Source organism: Georgenia sp. Marseille-Q6866, assembly GCF_965111665.1.
The window spans coordinates 93,727-114,570 of sequence record NZ_CBCOOR010000004.1; the positions used below are offsets into that span (position 1 = coordinate 93,727).

The 20,844-nt window shown below is 66.1% G+C and carries 13 protein-coding genes; 5 read left to right on the plus strand and 8 right to left on the minus strand.

What is annotated here, in order from left to right; all coding sequences use genetic code 11:
* The 6 genes from ACWPXV_RS04985 to ACWPXV_RS05010 all read right to left on the minus strand — a co-directional run bounded on the left by ACWPXV_RS04985 (position 1) and on the right by ACWPXV_RS05010 (position 9,970).
* The gene (locus tag ACWPXV_RS04985) at positions 1 to 1,584 is read right to left on the minus strand and encodes a KAP family P-loop NTPase fold protein (protein WP_454084193.1); all 1,584 of its coding nucleotides are present in this window, start codon (positions 1,582 to 1,584) and stop codon (positions 1 to 3) included.
* Positions 1,581 to 5,036 carry a BREX-1 system adenine-specific DNA-methyltransferase PglX gene (gene pglX / locus ACWPXV_RS04990; RefSeq protein WP_454084194.1) on the minus strand — a complete coding sequence of 1,152 codons (3,456 nt, stop codon included), beginning with the start codon at positions 5,034 to 5,036 and terminating at the stop codon, positions 1,581 to 1,583. Before pglX ends, ACWPXV_RS04985 begins: the two co-directional genes overlap by 4 nt.
* Positions 5,036 to 8,500 (minus strand): BREX system P-loop protein BrxC, encoded by a 3,465-nt coding sequence (gene brxC, locus ACWPXV_RS04995; RefSeq protein ID WP_454084195.1) that lies wholly within the window; start codon positions 8,498 to 8,500, stop codon positions 5,036 to 5,038. Before brxC ends, pglX begins: the two co-directional genes overlap by 1 nt.
* A 3-nt stretch (positions 8,501 to 8,503) precedes the next feature.
* A complete protein-coding gene (locus ACWPXV_RS05000; protein ID WP_454084336.1) occupies positions 8,504 to 9,031 on the minus strand; it encodes a DUF1788 domain-containing protein in 528 nt (175 codons plus the stop codon).
* 71 nt (positions 9,032 to 9,102) lie between these two features.
* The gene (locus ACWPXV_RS05005; RefSeq protein ID WP_454084196.1) at positions 9,103 to 9,690 is read right to left on the minus strand and encodes a DUF1819 family protein; all 588 of its coding nucleotides are present in this window, start codon (positions 9,688 to 9,690) and stop codon (positions 9,103 to 9,105) included.
* A 79-nt stretch (positions 9,691 to 9,769) separates the two neighbouring features.
* Positions 9,770 to 9,970 (minus strand): helix-turn-helix domain-containing protein, encoded by a 201-nt coding sequence (locus ACWPXV_RS05010; protein WP_454084197.1) that lies wholly within the window; start codon positions 9,968 to 9,970, stop codon positions 9,770 to 9,772.
* Positions 9,971 to 11,001: 1,031 nt separating this feature from the next.
* Between ACWPXV_RS05010 and ACWPXV_RS05015 the strand changes: the two genes are divergently transcribed.
* The 3 genes from ACWPXV_RS05015 to ACWPXV_RS05025 are packed head-to-tail and all read left to right on the plus strand — an operon-like array spanning position 11,002 to position 13,856.
* Positions 11,002 to 12,231: a toxic anion resistance protein gene (locus tag ACWPXV_RS05015; protein WP_454084198.1), complete on the plus strand. Its 1,230-nt coding sequence runs from the start codon at positions 11,002 to 11,004 to the stop codon at positions 12,229 to 12,231.
* 2 nt (positions 12,232 to 12,233) lie between these two features.
* Entirely contained in the window at positions 12,234 to 13,019 is a 786-nt protein-coding gene (locus tag ACWPXV_RS05020; protein ID WP_454084199.1) for a hypothetical protein, read from the plus strand.
* Positions 13,020 to 13,031: 12 nt separating this feature from the next.
* The gene (locus ACWPXV_RS05025; protein ID WP_454084200.1) at positions 13,032 to 13,856 is read left to right on the plus strand and encodes an alpha/beta fold hydrolase; all 825 of its coding nucleotides are present in this window, start codon (positions 13,032 to 13,034) and stop codon (positions 13,854 to 13,856) included.
* Positions 13,857 to 13,898: 42 nt separating this feature from the next.
* Here the strand turns inward: ACWPXV_RS05025 and ACWPXV_RS05030 are convergent, their stop codons facing one another.
* The gene (locus tag ACWPXV_RS05030; protein WP_454084201.1) at positions 13,899 to 14,573 is read right to left on the minus strand and encodes a helix-turn-helix transcriptional regulator; all 675 of its coding nucleotides are present in this window, start codon (positions 14,571 to 14,573) and stop codon (positions 13,899 to 13,901) included.
* Positions 14,574 to 14,663: 90 nt separating this feature from the next.
* On the opposite strand from ACWPXV_RS05030, the gene ACWPXV_RS05035 reads away from it, so the two are divergent.
* Together ACWPXV_RS05035 and ACWPXV_RS05040 are read left to right on the plus strand one after the other, a co-directional pair.
* The gene (locus ACWPXV_RS05035) at positions 14,664 to 15,101 is read left to right on the plus strand and encodes a hypothetical protein (RefSeq protein WP_454084202.1); all 438 of its coding nucleotides are present in this window, start codon (positions 14,664 to 14,666) and stop codon (positions 15,099 to 15,101) included.
* 14 nt (positions 15,102 to 15,115) lie between these two features.
* Positions 15,116 to 16,378, plus strand: a complete 1,263-nt coding sequence (locus ACWPXV_RS05040) for an NAD(P)/FAD-dependent oxidoreductase (protein ID WP_454084203.1) — start codon at positions 15,116 to 15,118, stop codon at positions 16,376 to 16,378.
* A gap of 80 nt (positions 16,379 to 16,458) precedes the next feature.
* On the opposite strand, the gene ACWPXV_RS05045 is transcribed toward ACWPXV_RS05040, so the two are convergent.
* Positions 16,459 to 20,727, minus strand: coding sequence for a S8 family serine peptidase (locus ACWPXV_RS05045; protein ID WP_454084204.1), 4,269 nt, complete (start codon positions 20,725 to 20,727; stop codon positions 16,459 to 16,461).
* Between the last annotated feature and the right edge of the window lie 117 nt (positions 20,728 to 20,844).

The following is a 20,844-nucleotide window of genomic DNA, read 5'->3' on the forward strand; positions in this document are numbered from 1 at the left end:
CTAATCCTGACCAGCTATGGCTATCAACAGTTTGCGCGCCGAGTCGAGAGACTCCTCCAACGCGCTAGCCCCTTGCCCCCCAAACACGAACCGTGCAGTTTTACCTTGCCTTTTGGGTGCGGCCACCGACTTCGCGAAAGAATGCACACGGGGACTCAGATCGACGAGCGACGCAGGGACCGCTAGGGTAAATAGCCCTCGGCTGGACATTACATCTATAATTTTAACCTCATGAGGGCCGCATGCCAGCGCCGCAGTGGAGAGTGCTTCATTGCGGACGGAAACCTCCACAAATGGCAGAGAAGATATCCGCCCGACGACGTAATCGAAGAACTCCCGCTGGTCAAACGCACTTGCCTGCAATCGACTCTCGCCGACGATTGAATCTGAAGCCATCCGCGAGGCGGCAAGAACGATCGAGAAGGATGAATCGGCCGTGAGGTGGCGATTCAGAAACATTGACAGACGGTCCATTCCCTCGCTTTCCGCCGCCTCGACCTCCGCCAGAATTTCCTTGTACTCGTCGACCGCCCCTAGAACCGCGTTGGGCGGCATCGAATTATCGATCTTCGACCGCTCGTATGCTCCAAGTCCTGCGACCAGCCGCTGATAGATACTAGGCCATGCGGCCTGCAGGGCTAGCAACTCTAGCAGTGCGAGAGATTTAGCCTTATGGCCATAAAGCCCGTCCCAGTCGATATGCTTTGCCACCATGAAGGCGTTTAGGACACGCTTGACCTGTCTCGGGTTGTCCCGGAGAGCCACGTACACCAGAGACTCGATCTGGTCGGCAGCGATGTCCCGAAACCATACGTTCTTCAAGGGAGCCCAGTCGGGAACGATTTGTTCGAGGTAACCGCCGCGCGATCGAATACTCGGAATTCTGAATGGCACTTGCACGATCTTCTCTACAAAATGGTGGGCGTCCGCATGTGGATATCGGGTCTCAACTGCGCGTACCAGCACATCGTAATCAATGGCAAGAACGAAGACGAATCCTGGGACGTCCATCACCAGGCGGATCGCCTCAACGACTTCAAGGACTCGATCTGGACTGCACCTGTCCAAGTCGTCAACGAAGACAACCACGCGCTCTCCTGCAGGAATTGACTCGCCGATCGAGGATAGTGCGCTTATGCCCCGCATGTATGCAGCAATCGACTCTTGCGCAGCCTCGGCCCGATCTGCACTGGCCGGTACTCGGAATCCGAAACCGAATGCCGAGAGCTCCATCCCACCAAAGATTCGCGTCCACTTCTCTTTCGCGTCCGGTTTGTCACCCATGGCGCGTCGAATCTCGTACACGAGCGGCCCTAGAAGGTTGTCGGCACGTTCATGACGCCACGCATCCAGCAACACCGTCGTCACGCGCTTTTCAGCCTCAAGTCGTTCCCGAAGCGCAAAGAGGATGGACGACTTTCCCGTTCCCCACGGCCCGTACAATCCGACGGTGTATTGAGCGGGTGTGCCACCGAGAATTGCTCCCGCGACGGCATTTACATAGTTTTGAAACCCGAGACCGGGATCCGCTCGAGGAACGTCTACGATGACCGGAATTGTGTCGGGGCGTTGTGATGCACTCATTCGGTCGCCTCCAATCCGGGGATCCTCTTGAGGGCAGCACCGAACATCGGATAGTTGGCTCTCACGCCGTCGTCGAGGTTAATAACGATGTTCTTCGACGCCAGCGGGTAGAGGACGTTGTGCTCGTAGTCGTCGACTTCCAGGAGCATCTTACGAAGGCGGTCGGCTTCCTTTGCGCTATTGGAGCGCTCGGCGTGCTCCAGGCTGGCCTTGAGCTTGGCCTGGAATTCGCGCAGATACTCGTTGAGCACCGTCGAGACCGTTGACGGCGTGTAGCGGTGCATGTAGATGAGCGCGTTGAATGAGCCCTTGGGGCTGGAGAACAGCCAATAGATCGGCCGCTTCTTGTACCGCTGGACGTGGGCCTTGTAGAAAGACTTCACGAAGTAGTCGCGCAAGTTCTTCATCCCGAGCGACTCAGTGACGAACCGCAGGTTCTCCTCAAAGTGTTCGTCACCAAAGGCCGCGCGCAGGAACTGGCGGAACCGCTCGACGATGTCGTCCTCAAACCAGTCGCCATCCACGATCGGGATGACGTTGTCGGCATCCGGCATGAACGTCGGCGACGGTACATTCGCAACGTAGTCGTGCAAGGTCGCACCTTGGTCGGCGAGGATCAGGCCGGGCTTGTCCAGGCTAAATCTGCCGAACATGCACCCAACGGCGTATGAGACGAGCTCTCGGACGGCATCGGCCCTTCGCAAAGCCTCCACCTCGTCAGGCTTTCTGCGACCGTAGCGGTACCGAGGATCGGCAAGCAGCGTGACGGCACCGCTGCTGCCCTGGGGATCCGCACCCGTCGCACCGCCGACTGCAGAGTCCATGATCCAATTGATCTCCGTCTCGATCTGGGTGAGCTCTGCCACGGCCGCGTCCTGAGCGCTGACGACCCGCAGGTGCCGGGCTGCAAGCGGGATGCCTACTCCGGTGGGATCCACGAACGGCGTCGATCTGAACTCCGGCGAGATTTCCGTTGAGTCCCAATCGTCCTTGGCGATCTGCACCGCGCGCTGAGTCAGCTCGCGGACGCGGTCGCGAACAGGCTCCTCAAGCGGAACGATTGGGAGTTCAGCAACCATCCCGGTCTGGACGTTGACCGTGGAGCCCTTCACCTCAACCAAGCGCCGACCTACATTTGAGTTGAGTTGGGCAAGCAGGTCGAATGCTCCGGCCCCGAAGATGGCTGGTGCCGCATCGTTGAACCCGTAGCCCTCTGGACGCCACCGGAAACTCGCAGCGCCGGCGCCGATCTTCCCCCACGTCACGCCTTCGCGGAACATGAACTGGACGTTTTGCGGCCGGGACTTCAGCGACCCATCCGGGTTGCGATAGTTTTTGATCCGACGACCGTCGTTCTCCCAGTCCATTACGTAAACGAAGCCAGCGTACCACTTCCGGAATTCACCTGCCTTGTCGGTAAGCACCCAGCGCCGCCCCGGTCCGATGCGACTCGCACTCACCTCCCAACTGAACTTCATGAAGAGGTAGTCGTTCCGAGTCCCAACGCCAGCCTTGATCTCGAACCTGTCACCGATGAGCGGTTGAGAATAGAGATCGACAAGGCTGTGGTCCACCCAGTAGGCGATAGGCGATCCAGGGATCTTCCGCAGATCTGCCTGATCTACGACGAAGCGATCCGGATGATCACCTCGAGCCGACGCCAACAGTTGCGAACTTTTCGCCGCCTCCGATGGCCCATCGACGAGCTTGAAGTAGGCGGCCGCTGCGTGCTCACGGATCACCTTTGAAATGACGAACGCGACGGTTGATACGACGTCCCCTGAGATGGCGCCAAAGGCATTGGGACCAAGGTGCGCGGCTGTGGCGACGGTCCCGTCCTTGAGGAGGCGCTCGCGAAGTGCGGTAAAGGAACTCAGGAACATCCACGACTGCATCGTGACCATCGCGACGTATCCCCGCGGCGACGCCAGGTCAAGATTCCTTTCGATAAACATCGCGAAAAGGTCACTCTTTGAAACAGGGAAATTGGACTTCGCAAACTCTGAAAGGCGCGCGCCCATGCTAAATCCGCCCATGTAAGGGGGATTTGCAACAACCACGGCGTACCGCGGACCGAGATATTCGGCCTGCATCACGACCTGTGTCCCCGATTCAATCGTGTCGGCCTTAAGCATGTCTCCCTCGTCGTCGAGCGTGTCCAGGTGGCGCCCCAGCCGGGCAGCGAGGTTGGCGTCGGGCTGGATCAAAGACCCCAACGTGTCCGCTTCCGCGAACTGGTTCCAGAACGCCTCCTCCGCGTGCTTGTCGCCGTCCTTGGTGGTGAGGAAGCCCAACTCGTCAGGGGTGAACGAGATCGGCTCGATGACGCAGATATTGGGCGCGACCTGCTTGTTGAAAAAGGTGCGCTGCCGATCGCGGGCCTTCATGATGAGGGCGAACGCGGCTAGCGCGCCCGCACGCGGGTCGATCTCAGTGCCGTAGAGGTTGTGGGTGAGGATCAGGCCAGGAATCTCGGACGGCGCGTAGCCCTCCTCCTCGTAGATCGCGTAGAGGAGGTCGAAGGCGTAGGTGAGCATGTGGCCCGAGCCGCAGGCCGGGTCGATGACCTTCAGCTCCTCGGGCTTGGTGATCTTGAGGAAGTCCGTCTCCTCGTCGACCGGGGCGATGTAGTAGTCCATCTGGCTGACCAGACCCGAGTTCGGGTGGTTGAGCATCCATAGGCGCCCAAGAGAGTTCTCGACGAGGTAGCGGACGATCCAGTGCGGGGTGAAGAGCTGAGTTGCGGCGGGGATCTCGGCGGCTCCAGCCTTCTTGTTTTTCTTGAACCCGGCGAAGACCTCATCCTTCCGCTCCGAGATGTAGAACTGGTAGAGCCAGCCGATGACCTCGACGTCCTGGCACACATCCTCAGTCAGCACCTTCACCGACCGGTTGAGCACCGAGTCATCGGCAAGCAGGTTGGCCGGGATCAGCAACTCGGTGAAGTCACCCTCGCGCTCGAATATGAACGGCATGGCCTTGTTCCAGTAGCGACAGTAGTCCGCCAGCAGCAGCGCGTACGCCTCACCCTGTGGGTCACCACTTGCCAGCGTCCCGTCGAGCAACGCAGCCACCGTCTTGCGGGTGGCGTCGCTGACGACTTCCGCGTCGATTACGCCGCGCTTGGCCTCGGCCAGCACCTCAGGCTGGCCCACCTCGACCCCGGCCTGCGGGGAGACGACGCCGATACCGGTGTAGCCGTTGGCGTCCATGAAGCGCAACGCGATGATGCGGTTGAACCAGGTGTAGGCGACCTTGTCTGCCACGGCAGCACGTCCCTCACTGCCGCCTCCGAAGGCCGCAATGGCCTTCTCCAAGGCAGCGACAGCCTTCGCCTGCTCGACTCCCCCAGAGGAACCCGGTGCGAGCACCGCAGCGATGCGTGCGGTGACCTCACGGATGAGCGCGGTGCGGGCCCAGGTCGCGAAGTTCTTCAATGGTGCGGTTCCCATCAGAGAGTGATTCGCTTTCCGTCGTTCAAGGTATGTATGAGGGCGCTGCGCAGAGCTGCGAGATAACGTTCGACGTCATCTTGAGTTTCGAGGACGCCGGACGCGCCGGGCACGGAGATGGTCTTCACCGAGACTGTCCGCTTGGCCGGCGTGGGCTCCGGATTGGGCTCGTTTGGATTGGTAGCGAGATGGTCAAGCAGTTCCGGATACTCGCTAGATTCGAAGGTCGCGCCGATCTGGAGGATCAATGCAACCTGGGTCTCGGATGCGACTCGAGCCAGAGTGGCGTCGACGCGCTGCGCGACCCGATCCTGTGCTGCGGGGGTGGCGTTGGCGTAGTAAGCGTCCGCGAGGAGTACCCCCTTGCGACCCTCGATCGCAGTGATGACCTCTGATCGCTTCTCCGCAACAACACCGTCGATCTGGCTGCGCAGGTTGTCGGTTGCCGTCTTGAGTTGGGCCATCTTGTTGCCTCTGAAGGCATTGAAGTCGGAGAGCGCGTTCCTGACGGTCTCGTCGCTTCCGGGCGGAAGATAGCTCAGGTTGCTGCTGTGCGCGGCGAGCAGCTCGGAGGCATCATCGTAGATCGACCGCTGGGCGCCGTTGAGGAACGACTGGATCGGGTCGAGGACGTTGTCCTTGGCTTCGAGCAGGTCGTCGCCGAGATTGAACTCGGCGAGATACCAGTCGTCGGACTTGCCCACCGTCTGATCCAGAAGACCGATCGGTCCCTGAAGTTGCTCCACGAACGGGTAGCGCGAACCGCTCACGGTGGCCTTCAACTCGTCGAGCTTGCCTTTGAGCTTGTCGGCACCGTGACGAGCTAACTCCAGAGGGTCCTTCGGGGCGTTGCCCTCATCGAAGAAGTCAGTGACGAACTTGCGGAAGGAGGCGACCTTCCGCTCGTCAAAGGTCTTCCGCGGAGCGACGATCTCGTGCGCGTGCTTCTGAGTATTGCGCAGCGCAGCCGCGACCTCGCTACGCTTGAGCACGTTCCCGTCGACCGTGAGGGTGATTTTGGAGTTGCCGATGAGGGAGGCGACGATCACCTCAATGGATGCCAAATCCCAGCCATAGGGCTTCGCCTGGAACGTGTCGACAATGGTCTTCATCGTGACCTGCTCCCCCTGGGCGTCCTTGCGCAGGATCGTGGAGAGCACCTCCTGAGCCGGCTGATCAATCCTGAACAAAGTGTCTGCATCAAGAAGCCCGCTGTCAGGGTTTGCGGCTCCGGCAACCTGCTGCTCGCTGTAGATCGCTCCGCCGAGGAGCCTGAGTTGGGTGTATGTGCGACTGATCAGTTCCTGGAAGCCTTCGGTGATACGGCTCAAGGCATCGGTGGAAGTTGCGGGCACGTCGGCCGCGTTGATGACGAGCTCGGACTTGCCGACGGCGCGCTGAAGGCGCTGGACCAGTTCCTTTTCTCGCTCGCGGTTCTGCGTGGCCTTGGCACGGAGGATGTGTTCCTCGATCGCAGACAGCGAGGTGGTCTGCTTGCGCTTGGTGTACTTGTCGGTCTTGAGCAGCAGGCGCAGGTCTGCGAGCACCCGGTCGTCGGGATGGAGGATGACCCTCAGTTCGTCCTTTCCCGCGCTGTGCATTCGAATCTGCTCTGGTTCGTACGGGTAATCCGGAGTGATGAAGTGGATCGAGAGCTCTCGCTGCGGGCCATGGACTTGGTCGTCGAGCTTGAAGCCGAACGGGAAGTCCTGGCCATTCTTCGCGTATCGGATCTTGGTGCTCTTCATGACTGAGGTGCTCAGGACGTCGAAGAGCTTCTTGCTGATTTCGGAGGCGTCGATGTCGACGTTCTTGATCTCCTCCTCAATGACTTGCTCTTCGTTGGTGAGGTATTCGTAGACATTGCCGTTGCGCTGGACGTAGGTCTGCGTCTCCAGCAGCGTCAGCGCCTCCCTGACGTCCTCGGCGAGCTTGGGCAGGTCGAGGCCGAAGCGGTCGTAGACGAGCACGGTCAGGTTGCGGGGCGTGGCATGGAAGCTCTCGACGTACTTAACGAGGAACAGCGCCTTGAGCAGACGGATGGCGAGCTGGTTGTCGAGGTTGCGCTCAGCGACATCGATGGATCGCTGCGCTGCGGACTTCAGGGAGGCGCGGATGCCGGCAAACATGTGGTCGAAGGTGGCCAGGGTGCCGACCTCGACGTTACCGATGTCCTTGGCGACCTGCTGCACGACGCCGAGCATCGAGCGTTCACCCACTGAGCTGTTGCGGCCCTCGAAGACGTTGTGGTCGGAGATGCCTTCGATCGCGGCCTGGAACAGAGGGAACTGGTAGCTGACGAAGGGGTACGTGCCGACGAAGTGCGCCTCGTCGGCGTAGTTGCGATAGGTCTTGGCGCCGTCGGTGAAGTCGAAGAGCGTCTTAAAGTTCGCCGACTCTTTCGCGTAGATCGCCGTGAGCGAGGCAGTGCCGCCGTCGTTCTTCTCCAGCAGGCGCTTGCGGATCACCTCCTCAACATCGGCGCTGGTGAGCTTCACCCGGGTCTTGAAGCGAGCCTGGATCTTGGAAAAGTCGTTGCCCTGCTGCTTGGTGCGATCACCGATGACCTTGTCCATGTCTTCCTGCGAGGTGACCATCACCCACGCGCGGCCGGCGCACTTGGTGTTGAGGCTTTCGGCGATGGTCTGCAGGTTGAGCATCAGTTTCGTGTCGGAACCGATGAACTGGCCAACCTCGTCAACAAAGAAGTTCAGACGAGAGCCGTCGACCTGCTGATCGAGCCATGCCTTTACCTCGTCGGCGAAGTCCTCAATGGAGACGGCATAGGAGGCCTGGTACTGCTTGATGATGCCACTAGTGGCCTGGCCGTCGACCTCGGCGAAGGCGGCGTCGATGTTCGCTCCCTCGAGAGCGCTCTGCTCCCGACCCTGCGACCACGGGATACCGGCGATGCGCTCGAACGCCGCCTTGAACGCGTCGTACTGGCCTCGCTTGTCGAGGTCGCGCTCGAAGCGGGCAACGTGGCCCTGGTTGCCGTAATAGCCCAGACTCTCGTCGAATACCTTCACGAAGACCTTGAGCAAGGCATCGGTCTGGTCCTTGGCGATGAGCGTTGCCTTCTGGTCGATGTTGAACAGGAGGCTCTTGGCCGGGATGCGCTTAGCCTTAGTCAGTAGGGCGGGCAGGAATGCGCCCGTCGCCTTAGAGCGGAAGCTCTCGGAGACCTGTGCACGGTCGAACTCTTGACCTTCGACGTCGCCAAGCAGGTGAGCGAGCATTTTGAGCAAGTGGGACTTACCGGAGCCGAAGAAGCCGGAGATCCATACTCCGTTGGCGTTGGTGTAGTTGGTGTACGCCTCCAGGAGGAGTTCGAGGCCCTTGGCGGCCTCGTTTGTGAGGACGTACTCCTCGACCTCGGTGCCCAGGTGCGCCATGTCGTCGGCCTTGATGACGCCCTCAATGGGGCGTTGGACGTCCTTGGCGAAGATGTCGTTGAGCAGCATCGGTCACGCTTCCTGTTCCAGGATGTTCTTGGCTCGGTAGTACTGGTCGTCCTTCAACCGGCCGAAGAGCACGAGCGATGACCCGAGGGTGTCGGACTGCTCGTAGCGGCCGGGGAAGAACATGAGCATTGGTTTGCCGGTCACAACGCTCTGGAGGTTGTTCAGCACGTTGTGCGATCTGATGTATGGGAATACCTCACCGATGCCGGTGAGGAAGAAGATGTCGAAGGCGCCGTCCTCGACCCGGGAGCGGATCGCCGGCGCCAGGTGGAGCTGGGGATCGAGCATCCCCTGGAGCATTTCGCGGAAGTCGTCTTTGTCCATTTCGGGCTCCGCTGCGAGGACGCGCTCCCAGACCCCACGCTCCTTAAGAATCTCGACCGATAGGTCGTAGAGGTTGACCTCGCGGAGGGTGATGCCGCTCTGGCTGAGCTTATTCTTCACCCGCTTCTTCACCTGGGCGACCTCGAGCGCGGCTTCCGGTGGGTACGGGTAGATGAAGAACGGGACCTCGTTGCTCAGGCCCTCCATCTGGAGGAAGCGCTTGCCGTTGAGGACGGCGAACAGGTGTTCTTCCTGCCTGTGGAGATCAGCGGTCCCCGTCACGCGGTGCTGCCCATCGGAAAGAAGCGGAGGTCGTCGGACAGGGCGTCCGTGAGCCGCGTGGAGAGGACGGCCTGATTGATACGACCGTCGTCGGCGATCAGGCCCGCCTCGACGAGCATCCGGAACAAGGTGGAGCGGAGTTTGCGCAAGGTGGTGTCCTTGAGGTTGGCCACTTCTTCATGCCAGAGGGCCTTGCCCCGGATGAAACTGTCGAAGTCGTCGTGGCCGAGCGTTTGGGCGAGAACGAGATACCGCTCGCGCACGACCTCATCGGCGAACTCGCCGATGAGGAGGTAACGGCGGCAGGCAGCGGCCCACAGCAGATAACCACGCTCGGTCGGCGTGGCGTCGATGAGCAGTTCGAGCTCGGCGTCAGTGAGCACGGAGAGTCGCTGAGTGACCTCACGGGCGAGCCGGAAGCTCGACGAGCGGGTTCGGGCTTGGAGAAGATTGTCCTCCTCGATCAGTTCACGGACCGTCGACCAATCCTGGACTCGCAGGTATAGCGGCGCGGCAACCAGGGCTTCACGCACGAGAAGGGCACCGCTGGTGAACGACAGCGCATAGCGCCCGGCTGCGGTCATGACGTGTGGCTCCTCTCTGGCCTAGGCAAAGTCGATCAGCATATCTGGATCGTCCGACAGAACCGTCGGATGGACTGCTTCAGCCAGGAGGGGGTGCGTCTCCAGCGACCGTCGCGCCTCCACTCCGGACCCAGGCATCGACCTCGCTCGCCTGGAACTTCCAGAGGCGCCCCACCTTGTGGGCTGGCATCGTCTTGTCGGAGATCCACGAATAGACGGTGTCCTTCGTGACGCCGAGGTGAGCGGCGATGTCGTCGGCAGACAGCCAAGGCTCGGACATGGCGACGTGGGCCTTCCCTCTAGCGAAACCGGTCCTTGTTGGGTGTGTCAGAGCCTACTGGAGGTTTGAGCCGGTTTTCTGGGGTCTGTTGGCCAACTCGGCCAGACATGGCCATCGCCGACTGGGACCCGCTACGGGGCCGGCTCGCCGGATTCACCCACTCGGTCACTCCACGCTGGGATGACCTAGACGCGCGCCCGGGCGGCTCCCGAGGCCATCGAGCGGACCAGTTCTGTCACGCCCTGCGGGGAATGCGCCGCGGTGCTGGGCGTCCCCTGCGCCGACGAGGGCGGCGGTCCCGCCTAGCATCCCGGGCTCAGCCAGTGGACGAGTTCGTCCGGCGGGTCCCGGCGTGCCTCGAGGCACGGTCAACGCCCCGTCGCCGTTGACGGCGGTCACGACCGCCGTAGACACCTCTGCTCACCGCCTCCTCCAGGAGGCCACCATCACGGAATCTGGCACGCCGGCCTCACGCGGCACCGTCGCGTGCGCTTTACAGCGTGACGTGATCTCCCCGTCATAGGGGTGCGGGTCAAGGCCTCGCTCATGAGACTCGTGGGTATTGGGCAGGGCGGTCCGCTCGGTCTATCCGACACTCGATTGGCGCCCGTGAGCGGCGCTACGAGACGGGGAAAATCGACATGTACTACCACTCGAGCCTCAGTGCCGACGCTGTGCCGACGATCGTTGCCGGGCTGCCGGAGGCGCTCGCTTCGTCCGCGACGTAGGCAGGGGGCGGCGAGCGCACCGCGGACGACATGCTCTCCTGGAAGCCGGGCGGGCGCGGGCTGAACTCGGGCGGGCGTGGCTGCGAAGGTGGAGGTGTGGCGATGGGCACCGTCTGGCCCGTTGGATGCCCGTGAGCTATTGGGCGGGGTCGCCGCCGCCTCGATGACAGAAAGGGCCCGGCCATGTGACGTCGCTTCCTCCATAGACCATCCGCGCGTGGACGACGGGGCAGCCCTTCGCCCCACACGGTCGGCAGATCCTGAGAGAATGCCTGCTAGCCCCCAGCTCGAGGAGTGCATCGCATGTCGAACCCGCTCGACCTTGGCCAGAACCAGACCCCCGCCGTCGAGAACCCGCTGCAGCTCGAGCCGCCTGCGCCGGCTGCTGAGGTGGAGGTGCGCGAGCCGGAGAAGGTCGGCGGCGTCATCCTCGTGGACGCGGAGACGCAGCAGAAGCACGCGGACACCGCCCGCGAGTTCCTCGACGACCTGCTCGCCGCGCCGCTGCACAGCCCGGAGTTCCAGACGAAGGTCGCGCAGCTGACCAAGCTCGGCGAGGACACGATGCGGCAGGCGGGGGACTCCTCCAACCGGATGCTGCAGCGGCCGGCAGCCGCAGCGTCGGCGTCCGGTGAGGATCCGGCGTCGAGAACGGGTGCGAGCCTGGCCGAGCTGCGGCAGATCGTCTCCGACCTCGACCCCAAGCGCCACGACCTCACCGGCGGCAAGCGGCTCCTCAAGTTCCTGCCCGGGGGGAACGCGATCGAGCGGTACTTCCGCAAGTACGAGTCCGCGCAGGACCAGCTCGACGCCATCACCAAGGCGCTCAAGGGCGGCCAGGACGAGCTGCGCATGGACAACGCCGCCATCCAGACCGAGCGCGACGCGCTGTGGGCGGCGCTCGGGCAGCTCGCGAACTACGCCGTCCTCGCCCGCCACCTGGGTGATGAGCTCGAGCAGCGGATCGCCGGCCTCCGCGCCGAGGGCAAGACGGACGAGGCGACCACCCTTGAGACCGACGCCCTGTTCTACGTCCGCCAGCGCCACCAGGACCTCATGACCCAGATGGCGGTCTCGGTCCAGGGCTACCTGGCCCTCGACGTCGTCAAGAAGAACAACACCGAGCTCATCAAGGGTGTGGACCGCGCGCTCGACACCACGATCGCCGCGCTGCGGGTGGCCGTCATCGTGTCCCAGGCGCTCGCGCAGCAGCAGATCACGCTGGCGCAGATCGAGGCCCTCAACTCGACGACCGCGGACATGATCGTCTCCACGTCGGAGCTGTTGCGCTCCCAGGGCACCGCCATCCAGCAGCAGGCGTCGCGCGCGACGGTCGACCCGGCCAAGCTCCAGCAGGCCTTCGACAACGTCTTCCAGGCGATGGACGAGATCGACCGGTACAAGGTTGAGGCCACGCGGTCGATCAAGCAGACGGTGGAGGCGCTCGAAGGGCAGGTTGACCGTGCCCGGCTGCAGCTCGAGCGCAGTCACTCCTCCGACGCCTCGACCACCGATCCCGAGCCAAGGAGCTGACGATGTCGCGGCTGACTCTGGGCAATGTCCTCAAGGTGGGGGCCGTTGTCGTCTTCCTTCCCCTCATCGCCTACCTCGTGCTGCTCATCGGCGGGGTGAAGAAGAAGGCTGGCGTCATCCTCGAGGGCCTGCTGTACGCCGCCGGCTTCACGGCGGGCATCTTCGTGCTCGACATCATCGGCCTCGGCGGCGTGCTTGCCCTGGCCTCGATGGGTGTGTCGGCCATGCGCTCCTGGCACCTGCGCGACCTGTGGCTCCCTGCCCGGCGGCGGTGGTGGCACCGGTTCACCGGGGCCCCGTCGCAAGAGCTGGTCGAGGCCTCTCCTCCGCCGGAGGCGGCGGTCGAGGGTGCAGACGGCCGCGCTGCGGCGCTGGGCTGGGTCGGTGCGCTCGCCAAGCAGAGCCGGATGCGGCTTCCCTCCAACGCCTACGTCGCCTTCGAGCGGACACACCGGCTGCTGGGCGCCGTCGTCGACGCGGAGCGGCGTGAGCCGTCGCGCGACGCACGCTTCGAGTACGAGCTGGACGCCATGGTGCGGGAGTACCTGCCCGGGGTCCTGCGCAGCTACCTCGCCATCCCGCCGGACATGGTGGAGACCCGCCAGCCCAACGGGCGCACTCCCAACGAGGAGCTCACCGAGCAGCTCCAGCTCCTCGCGGGCCAGGCCGAGGCCTTGCACGCGAGCCGGCACAGCCGGATCGCGGCACAGCTGACCACCACGGGGAACTTCCTGCGTGAGAAGTACGGGAACCTCCACCGCGAAGCGTTCGACTTCGGGGTCAAGTAGGGCGCGACCCGCATGACTGCCGGGACGCGGGGGATGGTGACGACCGCCGACGGTGCAGCGCTCGAGGTAGTCAGCTACGGCACCGGTGAGCCGGTGGCCGTCATCCAGACCGCCCTCACCGGCGAAGAGCTCCTCCCGTTCACCGAGCTGCTCGCGCACGGGACGGGCCTGCGGGCGGTTCACGTCGGCCGCCGCGGTTACGGCACCGTCAGCGGTCCCGGGAAGCCCGGGACGACGATCGCCGACATGGCTACGGACTGCTGCGACGCCATCGAGGGGCTGGGCGCCGAACCCGCCCATGTCGTCGGTGCGAGCTTCAGCTGTGCGGTCGCCCTGGCGCTGGCGACCATGGCGCCGTCCTACGTGCGGTCCCTGACACTCGTCGAGCCGCCACCGATCGACGGCCCCGGAGCTGAGCAGTTCCGGGCGGTGACAGCCGGGCTCATCACCACGGCGACGACGGGAGGCACGGCAGTGGCGCTCGATGAGTTCATGCCCCTGCTCTACGGGGAGCCGTGGCGCGAGGCGCCGGAGTTCGGAGATCCCGGCACGGTTGCCGCCCTGGGGCGTGATGCCGAGACGTTCTTCGCCGTCGACCTGCCTGCGCTGCTGGCCTGGCGAGCCGACCCGGCAGAGCTCGCAGTCGTCCGCTGTCCGGTGATGGTCGTCGGCGGCAGCGAGAGCGATGCGTGGTTCCGCGAGGGACAGGAGCTGCTCGTGCAGGGGCTGCCGAGGGCTGAGCATGGGACTGTCGTCGGAGCCGGGCACCTGGTGACTGTTACCCACCCTCGCGAGCTCGCCGAGATGACGGTCGAGTTCGTCCGTCGCCGTCCATAGATATCGCTGGCCGCGGCGGTGAATTGCGCGCGGGGCGCGCAGTCAGCGCCGCACGCGCACGCAGCAGAACCCTGGCTGCGGCGCCAGCTCCGGCGTCGCGGCGACGCCGAGCTCGTCGACGACGCCCTCGATGAGGGAGAGGTTCATCCCGCAGACCAAGGTGGTGTGCGTGGCGGCCAGGCGGTCGAACGGGCAGTTGGCGAGGCAGATCTCGTCCTCTGCCGTCCGCGGTTCGTACCCGTACCTGGCGAGGACGCTGGCCGCTCGGTCGAGGTCGTCCTCCTCGCCGTCGGCGTCTGCCGCCATCCGCCGGCCCGTCTCCCCGGCGACGTCGTGCACCGCCTGCGCGACCGGCTCGCCCGTGCGGGCGGCGCGGTCGACCGCTGCCGCGAGCACTTCCCCCGCGAGGTCGTAGCGCCGTCCCGGCAGGGAGACTGAGAGCTCGCGCGCCGAGCGGCGGTAGAGCTTCGCCGGCCGCCCGGCACCCGGCCCGGTCCGGCCGGTGAGGCGCCGGAACTCGACGTCCAAGAGTCCTTCCTCCACCAGGCGGTCCAGGTGGAACTTCGCCGTGTGCGTCGGGACTCCCACGGCAGCCGCGGCAGCCTCGCGCCCGACGGCGTCCGGCTGGGCGGCGACGTAGAGGTACAGCGCGCGGCGGGTCGGCTCGGTGAGGGAGCCGACGCCGGCGAGCTGGGTGGCGAGATCGTCGTCGCGCACCGGTCCTCCTTCTATCGGTCACAGGTCTTGTCTGTAGAGTCTCACAGGTCTATCGTCAATGACACTAGCCGTTAGAACAGGGAGGTTCTCGTGAGCAAGACATCGGTCCAGCGGACCACTGCGCCCCACGCGTCGACCACCGCTGTGGATCAGGCGTTCCTCATCCTCCGGGTCGGCTTCACCGTCGCCCCGGTGCTCTTCGGACTGGACAAGTTCTTCAACATCCTCACCGAGTGGGAGCACTACCTCGCCCCGTGGATCGACCGCCTCGTGCCGGGTGACGCCGGCCAGGCGATGATGATTGTCGGGGTGGTGGAGATCGCGGCGGGCATCCTCGTCGCCGTGCGCCCGGCCATCGGCGGGTACGTCGTCGCCGCCTGGCTGCTGGGGATCATCGTCAACCTCCTCAGCATGGGCACCTACTACGACATCGCGCTGCGGGACTTCGGGCTGCTGCTCGCGGCGCTCGCCCTTGCCCGGCTCGCTGCCGCGCCGCACCCCGTCCGCGCCGGCGACCGGCTCGGCTGACCGAGGGGGACATCGTGGACGCACCCAGGTCCGTCGTCATCGTCGGAGGTGGTCTCGCCGCGGCGAAGGCCGTGGACGGACTCCGCACCGGAGGGTTCGACGGAAAGCTCACCATCGTGGGCGAGGAGGCCACCGCTCCCTACGAGCGCCCGCCGCTGTCCAAGGGCTACCTCATGGGGAACGACGAGCGGGACAGCGTCCTCGCTCACCCGGCGAGCTGGTACGAGGACCACGACGTCGAGCTCCTGCTCGGCACCCGCGCCACGGCGCTGGACCTTACAGGCCACACCGTGGCCACCTCCGCCGGGCAGGTCGGGTACGACAGGCTGGTCCTGGCCACCGGCTGCCGTCCCCGGTACCTTCCTTTCGCCCCGTCGGGCGACACCGTCGGTTACCTGCGGACGATCGAGGACAGCGACCGCCTCCACGCCCAGCTGCGGCCCGGCCGCCGCATCGTGCTCATCGGCGGCGGCTGGATCGGGCTGGAGGTGGCGGCCGTCGCACGCACCCTGGGGTGCGACGTCGTCGTGCTCGAGGCCTGTGAGCGGCCGCTCCAGCGCGTCCACGGGGCCGAGGTGGCCGAGGTCTTCGCGGACCTGCACATCTCCCGCGGCGTGGGCCTGCGGACCCGCGTCTCGGTGGCGGGCGTCGAGGAGGAGGGCGGGCGGGCGACCGTCCGGCTCGCCGACGACTCCATGGTGGAGGCGGACTTCGTCGTCCTCGGGGTCGGGGCGCTGCCGGACACCTCCCTCGCGGAGGAGGTGGGACTGCTGGTGGACGACGGCATCGTCGTCGACGAGTGGCTGCGCACCTCCCACCCGGACGTCCTCGCGGCGGGTGACGTCGCGCGGGCCTACCATCCGCGTTTGCGTCGGCGCGTGCGGGTGGAGCACTGGGACACCGCCGTTGCGCACGGGAAGGCGGTGGCGCGCAGCATCCTGGGGGAGGGGCGGCCCGCGGACCGGCTCCCGACGTTCTTCACCGACCAGTACGACGTCGGGATCGAGTACGTGGGCGACCCCGGTCCGGAGGGGTACGACCACGTCCTCGTGCGCGGCGACAAGGACGCGCGGGTGTTCACGGCGTTCTGGCTCCGCCGCGGCCAGGTGGTTGCGGGGATGCACATGAACGACTGGGAAGCGACGAGACACATCCGCCGGATCGTCACGACTGGGAAGGTGGACCTGCGCGCCCTGCGCGACACGCGGGTACCGCTCGGCGAGATCGGACGCGAGATGGGCGAGCGGGTCGAGTCCGGGATCGCGTCGTCGGTGTAGACCGCTTCGCCCGGGGGGACGAGCAGACCCGCACCACTGGCGCGGCCCGGTCGCACTGCTGCGACCGGGCCGTCGCCGCGTCAGTCCGTCGCCCGGCGCATCCGCACCGCCCCCGCGCCGGCTCCGAGCAGGAGCAGGACGACGACGGCGAGGAGCCCGGGGTCGACGCCCGTGCTGGGAAGGTGGCCGCCTCCCGGTCGGCCTGGAGGACCGGACGGTGCCGGGGTGGGCTCCGCGGTGGGCCTGGCCGTGGGCTCCTCGGTGGGCTGCTCGACCCCTTCGATCGTCACGTCCACACCCACGGTCACCGGCTGGGCACCGGGGTTGTCGGTGACGTGGGTGGCCTCGTTGGTGAGGACGTCGCCGTCACTCAGGCTCCCGTCGTCGTCGACCGTCACCTCGTACCGGACCGTGACGGGGGCGAACGACGCGCCGGCGTAGTTGAAGCAGACGACGTTGCCGTCCGCGACGACGCCCTCGCCGGAGTCGTGGTTGACGAGCGTCTGGCCCGAGGTGCCGTCCGCGTTCTCCGTGCCGACCGTCAACGGACCGTCCACCGGACCGGTGACGTTGTCGTAGGCCACGTAGAACTCGTAGCTGCCCTCCGTGTCGTCCTGCCCGCGGAACGCGACGAGCTGGACGTCGTAGGTGCTCTCCGGGTCCTCGACGAGCTGGACGTCGTCGTACTCGACGACGATCAGGCCGCCGACCTCGGTCTCGCCCTCGACGACGGTGACGCCCCTGTTCGTCGCCTCGTCGTAGACGATCTCCATGTCCTGCCACAGCATCGCCAGCAGGTTGTTCGGTGCCTGCGGGTCGGGCAGCGTCTGGGGAACCCAGGGCTCACCGTCGTAGTGCGTCGCGGCGTCGAAGACGACGAACCCGTCATCGGTCAGCCACATCCCGTCGTAGTCCACGCCGTAGAAGCTGAACGGAGCACCCGCGCCGACGTTGAACGCCACGGTGTCCCCGGCGATCTCGGGGTCGGCGAGGAAGCCGAGCTCCTCGAGGTCGACGTAACCGCCGTCCTCCGACAGGGGGTTCACGCACAGCGGGTCGGCGTCGCTGCGCGTGATGACGTACTCGCCCTCGACGCCGGCCGGCGTCGGGGAGATGCCCTCCCACGTGAGGACACCGTCGGTGACGGTCGCGCCCTCCGTGGCCGAGCCCTCGACGTACGTCATGCCCTCCGGGATGGCGTCGGTGATGGTGTAGGCGAGGTCCTCCGCGCTGACGTTGGGCTGCACGGTGAGCTCGTAGGTGACGGTGTCACCCGGTGCGGCGGTCTCGACGTCGGCGGTCTTGGTGACGTCGTCGGCGAACCGGTTGAGGTCCACCGGGATGATGCCGATGTCGCCCGGGGACTGCGGCGAGGAGCCGAGGCTGAGGGCGCCGTACCAGCGCTGACCGGCGGCCAGGGCCGGCTCGTCGTAGAACACGCGCAGGTCGAACGGCTCGCCGACGGGTTGCGCCTGCGGGCCCTCGACCCACATGTTCCCGGCATCGCTCCCGACGACGGCGGTCCCCAGGGTGAGGGTGTCGGTCGCGTCCTCCTCCGAGGACTGCCAGTTCTGGACCACCACCCACCAGGTGCCCGGCTCCGGCGCGGTCAGGTCACACCTCTCGTCGGACCCGTACGACGCGCTCGCGCACTCGAGGGTCTCCTCGCCCGGGGTGTCGCCGGGCCCGGCGAAAAGGTCGATGTCCTGTGCAGTCGCGTCGGTGACCTCCACGACGAGGCGGCTCGTACCCTCCGGGACCTCGACCAGGACCACCTCCGTGCCCTCCGGCCCGTCGAAGGGGTCGAAGTCCGTCGGGTCCTGGGGGAGGGCGAGCTCCTGTGTCTCGGCCGGGGTGAGGCCCGCAACGTCGACGCTCAGGTCGGTGAGCTCGATCGCCCGCACACCCTCCACGAGCTGCGAGCCCGCGTCGCGGCGGGTGTCGATGACGACCTCGGCCGGCAGCACACCGGTCGAGGGCATGACCGCGACCGGCAGACCGGCCGTCGAGACGTCTCCGTCCGACGGCGTGAGCGTCACTCGCCCGAACTGCCAGGTGCCGGTGCTCGCGCCGCGCACATCGGCGGACACGACGATCTCCTGAGTCTCGCCCTCGGCGAGGGTGAAGGTCGCGGGCTCGACCGACAGCGTGACGTCCGGCGACGACTCGACGCTTGCCGTCCACTCGACGGTGCCGTCGGCGACGCCGGTGACAGTGCGCGTCCACGTGCAGTCGTGCAGGCACTGGCTGGTGGCCATGCTCGCGAGGTTGAGGGCGGCGGGGTCGCCGCCGAGGCTCGGGTCCGCGGCCTGGTAGTTGGCCAGCGTCTCGTCGAGGACGAGGCCCGCGTTCGCTGCGGCGTCGAGGTCGATCCGGCCCGATCCCATGTCGAACGGGTCGGCCGGGGTGGAGCCGTCCTCCTTGGTGACGTCCGTCGTCGCCGTCGTCATGAGGGCGGACTGGATCTCGGCCGGCGTCCACTCCGGCTCGAGCACCTTGAGGAGTGCACCGGCGCCGGCCACGTGCGGGCTGGCCATCGAGGTCCCGGAGGAGAATCCCCACTGTGGAGCGACCTCGGCCTCGGGGGTCGACGCGCCGAAGGCGGCGAGGATGTCGACGCCGGGCGCGGTGACGCTGGGGGAGATGAGGTCCATCGCGCGGTTCGGGCCGCGGCTGGAGAAGTCGGCTGTGACGTCCCCCTTCGTGGGGTCCTCGGACAGGGTGGCGCCGGCGATGGTGCCGGTGTGGCCGGTGCCCTCCGCCAGCCACTCCCTCAGCGCGACGGCGTCGTCGTAGGTGATGTGGACGGCGGGGAGCTCGTGCGCGTCACCGGTGAGCGAGTCCCCGCTCTCCTCGTCGTTCGCGAGGATCATCCCCCCGGCGCCCGCGTTGGAGACGACCTCGCCCATCTCGAGCCGGTCGACGAAGCCGCGCTCGCAGATGACGATCTCGCCGTTGAAGGTGCGGTTCCGGAAGCTTCCCGGCTCACACCACGGGTTGCCGTAGTCTCCCGCGTCGACGATCGGCGCCGGTCCGTACCCGGCGGTGAAGCCGAGCCCCTCGAGGTCGGGGAGCCCGGTGCCGTCCGCCCGGGTGAGGTCGGTGACGGCGTTGACGTAGGAGCGGTCGTGCGTCGATGCGCCGGCCGTGGTGATCCACGGGATGTCCGCGGGCGTGCCGATCGTCTCGGACCACGGTCCGTCGTTGCCGGCGGCGGTCGCGACGAAGATGCCGGCGGCGCGGGCGGCGAGGAAGCCGAGGGCTTCCGGGTCCGACCAGGCGGCCGAGGGCTCCCAACCGCCGATCGAGTAGTTGAGGACGTCGACACCGTCGGCGATAGCCTGGTCCAGGGCAGCCGTCGTGGCGGCCATCGAGCAGCCGTCGACGTCGCAGACGTCGTAGGCGATGAGGTTGGCGTGGGGCGCGACGCCCGAGATTCTGCGGGTCTCGCTGATGCCTGACGGACCGTTCACGACGGCGTCGACCTGGTTGCCCGCGACCGTGCTGGCGGTGTGGCTGCCGTGCCCGTCGGTGTCGAACGGGCCGTCGCCGGAGAAGTCCCACGCACCGATGAGCTTGTCGTTGCAGGCGAACCGCTCGTCGTACTGGTCGGTGTTGGCCGGGTCGCACATGCCGATGTAGGTCCCGGCGCCCAGCGGGTTCGTGTGGTCATAGCCGTCACCGCCGTCGGCCACGGGCACGGTGTCCGCGAAGGAGGGGTTCGACGGGTTGATGCCCGTGTCGAGGATGCCCGCGACGATCCCTTCGCCTCGGGTGCCGTCGACCCCGGTGGCGGTCCCGTCCCACAGGGCGGGCGCATCGATCCACGCCGGGCCGTTGTCCGTCTGCAGCTCGCGTCGGACGTCGACGACGACGGAGGTCACCTCGGGCAGCCCGGCGACGGCCGCGGCCTCGTCGGCCGTGAGGCGGACCGCGAGGCCGTTGAGCGCGTAGGTGTAGGTGAAGTCGACCCTCGGCGCGCGGCCGATCTCCCTGGCGATCAGGCTGCGGAGGGCGTCCTGCTCGGTCTCGAGGTGGGCGGCGTACCTGCGCACCGGCGCGGCGGCCGGGTCGAGCCGTCCACCCGCTGTGGGCTTTGTGGCCCGCAGCCGCTCGACCCCGCCGGAGTAGGTGGCGACCGCGGGGTCGGCGAGCTGGACGATGTACCGCTCGGCGGTCGGTGACTTGCCGAGGCGCAGCACCGTCCCCTTGTCGCCTCCTCGCGGGAGGGACGTGGAGGCGGTGACCTCCGCGGCCTCGAGGCCGGCCCCGGGCTTCCGGGCGCCGGCGGCGTCGGAAGGACCGGCGTGGGCCGCTGGGATCACCCCCAGCGCGAGCGCGAACGTCACGACCGACACAAGAAGCCGGGGTCGCAGTCTGGACACAGGCTCACCCACCTTTGGGAGAAGAAGGACCCCGGTTCGCCCGAGTGAGCCTTGTCTAGTGGTTCGGCGGGGCCCGGTCAA